Source organism: candidate division KSB1 bacterium, from assembly GCA_022562085.1.
GTDB lineage: Bacteria > Zhuqueibacterota > Zhuqueibacteria > Oceanimicrobiales > Oceanimicrobiaceae > Oceanimicrobium.
In genome coordinates this window covers 1-4,951 of the sequence record JADFPY010000336.1, presented here as the reverse complement: position 1 = coordinate 4,951, position 4,951 = coordinate 1, and the positions used below count along the sequence as shown (strand labels likewise).

The following is a 4,951-nucleotide window of genomic DNA, read 5'->3' as shown; positions in this document are numbered from 1 at the left end:
TCTTTGTAGGGATTGAATGTTTGGAATTCACGCTTTAGCGTGTTTTGCATTGCAGATATGACAGCCTAAAGGTTGAACTCCGAACTCACAGCTCGGGTTATTCATTCAAAGTAGAACTGGTCTATGCAAAACAAAAACGAAAGTTATTCAAAGCGTCAATTAATCGGTTTTGTTATCGCTTTGCCGCTTTTCATCATCTTGTTACTGATTGATGCGCCTGAAGGATTGGCTGCTGAGGGTTGGCGCGTTTTTGCAATTGCCGTGCTCATGGCAATTCTCTGGATGACAGAATCTATCCCCATTCCTGTAACGGCCTTGCTACCTCTAATTTTATTTCCCTTTTTAGGTGTGACAGCATTTGGCAACGTGGCGGCGAGTTACGCCAACAGTAATGTATTTCTTTTTATGGGAGGATTTTTTATCGCAATCTCAATGCAGAAATGGGGGTTACATCGCCGGATCGCGCTCTGTCTCATCTGGGCAATCGGCTCGAGTCCCCGCCGGATCATTCTTGGTTTTATGGTGGCAACTGCTTCCTTGTCCATGTGGATTTCAAACACCGCCACAACGATGCTGTTGTATCCGATTGGTCTGGCGGTCATTCTGCAATTAGTGGAGAGTCGGGAGGGTGATGAATCGGGGACTGACAAATCCATTTCGAATTTCAGAACCGCCCTGATGCTCGGTATTGCTTATGCGGCCAGCATTGGCGGCATCTCAACACTCGTCGGCACGCCGCCAAACATCGTTTTCGTTAGCGCTTTTTCAAAACTCTATCCCGAAGCGCCTGAAATTAGTTTCTTCACCTGGTTTGTGGCCGGTTCTCTTTTACTCCTGTTGTTCTTGCCGATATGCTGGATTGTCCTTACCAGGATTACGTTCAAGATAAGTAACAAAAGCTCTCCCGGGGGCAGACAAGTGATTCGTGAAGAACTTAATAAGCTTGGACCCATGTTAATACAAGAAAAACTGGTGGCTGTTGTGTTCTCGGCGACTGCGCTTGCCTGGATAACCAGAAAAGACGTGACCATCGGATCTACCACATTGCAGGGATGGTCCTCTATGCTCGGCGCCTCCGATTTTCTGCACGATGGCACGGTTGCCATGCTGGCTGCCATCGTATTATTCTGTATTCCTGTTAACCTGAAGAAAGGTAAATTTTTACTCGATTGGGAATCTGCCGTCAAAATCCCATGGGGCATCTTGATTCTGTTTGGCGGCGGTATTGCGCTTGCCGGCGGTTTCAAGAGCAGCGGTCTAGCGGAGTGGTTCGGCAGCCAGCTATCTTTGTTAGGAGGTGTTCCGGTGCCAATCATGATCTCAATAACATGTACAACCATGACTTTCATGACCGAGCTGACGTCTAACATTGCCACAACCAGTCTCTTCATGCCCATACTTGCCAGCACAGCTGCAGGCATAGGAATGCATCCCCTTTTGTTGATGATCCCGGCGACAATTTCCGCTTCATGTGCATTCATGCTTCCCGTTGCAACTCCCCCAAACGCCATTATTTTTGCCTCCGGCTATGTCTCAATATCGCAGATGGCCAGAACCGGAATCCTGCTTAATTTAATAGGGATTGTACTGGTCACACTCTTGACCTATTTTGTGGTCGTCCCATTATTTGAAATTTCGACTACTTCTCTACCGGCATGGGTTCATTGATGCAGTCGTGGAATTGGTTAAGTCACTATTTTAATATCCCGCGGTATTTTTCCGTTGCACAAGTAAGTTCGTTTTTTTATATTATCGCGTCCTTAAAATAGCCTCATTCTAAGATTTCCCCAAGCATGCAAATAAAAGATTTACTGACCGAAAAACGGTTGCGTCATCTCGAAGAAATGGTCTCCGAGATCACGGTAGATGAGTTAAAGTCCAAGATAAAACGCAATGAAATATTCAAGCTGGTTGAAATTTCGAACCCGGATGATTTCGCCAATGGTTACATCGACGGAGCGATCAATATTCCGTTGGATTCTCTGGCAACCGAAGCAAGCAAGCGGTTTAAAAAATTTCAGCAAATTGTTATCTACGTTCAAGAGGCGGCATCCAGCGTGGGTACAGTAGCGGCAGGAAGACTGCAAAGATTAGAGTTTTCAAATGTTGTGCTGCTCAGAGGCGGCAAAGAAGCCTGGCGAAATGCCGGGTTGCCATTGACAGGCCAGGAAGACGCAGAAGGGGAAACAGAAATCAGGGAAGAATCGGATCAAACATGGTTAAAATAAAAAGTGTTTATGCAAAAGCCTCCAAGGAAGACGGCCGCCGAATTTTAGTCGATTTGTTTTGGCCGGAAGGCTTAAAAACACGGGAAGCCGGCGTTGATGACTGGCTGAGTGAATTAGGCCCTTCTTATGACTTGCAGCGTTTTCATTACGACACGTCTAACTGGGAAACTTACAAATCGATGTACGAAAAAGAGGTCCTGGATACCGCTGAAAAAAAGAAATTGCTGGAAAATATTTCTGAGCAATCAAAGAATGACGTCGTGACCCTTTTGTACGGCAGCAGGGACGTCCAGCACAATCACGCGTCTATTCTAAAGGGGCTTATTGAAACCTAAAATACGGGTTAATATCATTTCACCTGTTAGTACCTGACGAGTCAAATCCTGTTTTTTTTGGCAAGACTTGAAATCACAAAATTGCAAAAAGCCAAATTACAAATAAAATCCAATGCCTAATTTCCGAAATTTCAAAACAAAGACAAAGGCCTCGGTGGCGGCTTTTTTTTTGTTGATTGTAATTTGCAGTTTGAGATTTATCCCCGACTAAAACATTCGGGGACAAGCTTGGATTTTTGTTATTGATATTTGCGATTTCCGGCTTGTCCGGGTTAGGCGATTTACAATAGCCATTTTAACTAGTTGATTTTATTAGCTAAAAGCTAATTACCAAAAGCCAATCGCTCAATTTAGGATAAAATGGCCCGGAGGATAGTTTAGATTAAAGAGGAGAGACATGGCCAAAGAAAATTTTAAGGTCTACGTTACAAGGATCATCCCGCAGCCGGGATTGGACATTTTACACGAAAACTTAACTGACGTTAGAATCAACGAAGAAGACCATCTTTTGAGCCGTGATGAATTACTTGAAAATGTTAAGGGGCTCGATGGCTTGCTGCCTTTGTTAACTGAACAGATCGACGGCGAAGTGATGGACACCGCGGGCAAGCAGTTAAGAATCATTGCAAATCATGCCGTTGGGTTTGATAATATCGATGTGCCGGCAGCAACTGAACGCGGGATTATGGTCACCAACACTCCCGGCGTTCTCACGGATGCCACTTCCGATCATGCCTGGGCGCTGCTTTTTGCAACCGCACGACGGATTGTAGAATCGGATAAGTTCACCCGGGCCGGTAAATACAAAGGCTGGGGACCCATGATGTATTTGGGTGGTGACATCACCGGCAGGACTCTTGGCGTCGTAGGAGCGGGCAGGATCGGGAATGCGGTTGCGGAAAAGTCGCGCGGGTTTAAAATGCAAATTCTTTACTGCGACGAATTCCGGAACGAAAATCTTGAAAATGAGTACGGAGCCAAAAAAGTCTCTTTTGAAGAATTGCTCAAGGAATCCGATTTTGTAACGGTGCATGTACCGTTACTGGAGAGCACGCACCATTTGTTTAACGACGCCGTTTTTAAGCAAATGAAAAAGACCGCTTATTTGATTAACACATCCCGCGGCCCGGTCGTGGATGAAGCCGCACTTGCGAGGGCGCTTCAGAACGGTGAAATCGCCGGCGCCGGCATCGATGTTTATGAAGAAGAACCGGCGATTCATCCTGAGCTCATTTCACTTGATAAGGCCGTGCTGACGCCACATATCGCCAGCGCTACTATTGAAACAAGAACAAAAATGGCAACCATGGCGGCCCAGAATTTGGTTGATGGTCTAAAAGGAAAACGGCCGACTAATTTGCTCAATCCGGAAGTAATAACTTGATGCTGGTTGCTGGATGCTGGTTTGCTGGTTGCTGGATCAAGCATCAAGCATCGAGCTTCAAGCATCCAGCATCCAGATATTTTCTCCTCCCATTTTTGCAATAATTTAAATTAACAAAAAGGCGGCTAAGTGAGCTTATTTGACAAACTTGTTGTCTGGACCATTCCGATCGTTCCGAAATTTTTGGTGAGACGGATTGCCTCCCGTTATATCGCCGGAACAACTTTGTCAGATGCTGTTGAGGTAATTAAAAATTTGCAGGAACAGGGGTGTTGTGCGACCCTCGATGTTTTAGGTGAACACATCACAAAAAAAGAGCAAGCCGAATATGCAGTGCAGGAATATTTGCAAATCCTCGATAAAATCGAACAGGAAAACCTCGACTGCAATATTTCCATAAAACTCACAATGCTGGGTCTTAAACTGGATTTAGATTTCTGCCTGGAAAACAGTCGCAGACTTGTGCAGCGGGCAAAAGAGTTCGACAATTTCGTACGTATTGATATGGAGGACTCGAGCTGTACCACGGATACACTTCAAATTCACAGCCAGCTCAAAAAGGATTTTGACAATGTTGGTTTTGTCATTCAAGCATACATGCGCCGCAGCCTGCCGGACATCCGCGATCAAATGAACAGCAACTCTAAAATCAATGTGCGGGTTTGCAAAGGTATTTATATTGAGCCGCGCGATATTGCCTATAAAGATAAAGAGATTGTCAATTCAAATTACAGTATGTTATTGCGGGAACTGCTTGAAAATGGCAATTACGCCGGTATCGCGACCCACGACGAGAAACTGGTCTGGGCGGCATATAAGACCATCAATGACCTTAAACTCTCCAAGGATAAATTCGAATTTCAAATGCTGCTTGGCGTGGATGAGCAGCTTCGTCGTTTGATACTAAAAGATGGATACAAACTGCGGGTTTATGTTCCCTACGGCAAGCAGTGGTATGAATATTCAATTCGCCGTTTGCAGGAAAATCCAAAAATTGCGGGCTA

The 4,951-nt window shown here is 45.2% G+C and carries 5 protein-coding genes; all 5 read left to right on the top strand.

The window, feature by feature from the left end:
- Window positions 1-123 precede the first annotated feature (123 nt).
- Window positions 124-1,668 (top strand): DASS family sodium-coupled anion symporter, encoded by a 1,545-nt coding sequence (locus tag IH879_19595; GenBank protein MCH7677132.1) that lies wholly within the window; start codon window positions 124-126, stop codon window positions 1,666-1,668.
- A 125-nt stretch (window positions 1,669-1,793) separates the two neighbouring features.
- Window positions 1,794-2,228 (top strand): hypothetical protein, encoded by a 435-nt coding sequence (locus IH879_19590; GenBank protein ID MCH7677131.1) that lies wholly within the window; start codon window positions 1,794-1,796, stop codon window positions 2,226-2,228.
- Window positions 2,216-2,563 carry a DUF488 family protein gene (locus IH879_19585; protein MCH7677130.1) on the top strand — a complete coding sequence of 116 codons (348 nt, stop codon included), beginning with the start codon at window positions 2,216-2,218 and terminating at the stop codon, window positions 2,561-2,563. The genes IH879_19590 and IH879_19585 overlap by 13 nt, the downstream gene beginning before the upstream one ends.
- Window positions 2,564-2,960: 397 nt before the next feature.
- Window positions 2,961-3,947: a D-glycerate dehydrogenase gene (locus tag IH879_19580; protein ID MCH7677129.1), complete on the top strand. Its 987-nt coding sequence runs from the start codon at window positions 2,961-2,963 to the stop codon at window positions 3,945-3,947.
- Between the two features lie 129 nt (window positions 3,948-4,076).
- On the top strand, window positions 4,077-4,951 hold an 875-nt coding region (locus IH879_19575; protein ID MCH7677128.1), incomplete at its 3' end, for a proline dehydrogenase family protein.

What these genes read in the sequence shown, in the direction of transcription:
- IH879_19595 (MCH7677132.1), top strand. Translation starts at nt 124, where the DNA reads ATGCAAAACAAAAACGAAAGTTATTCAAAGCGTCAATTAATCGGTTTT.
- IH879_19590 (MCH7677131.1), top strand. Translation starts at nt 1,794, where the DNA reads ATGCAAATAAAAGATTTACTGACCGAAAAACGGTTGCGTCATCTCGAA.
- IH879_19580 (MCH7677129.1), top strand. Translation starts at nt 2,961, where the DNA reads ATGGCCAAAGAAAATTTTAAGGTCTACGTTACAAGGATCATCCCGCAG.
- IH879_19585 (MCH7677130.1), top strand. Translation starts at nt 2,216, where the DNA reads ATGGTTAAAATAAAAAGTGTTTATGCAAAAGCCTCCAAGGAAGACGGC.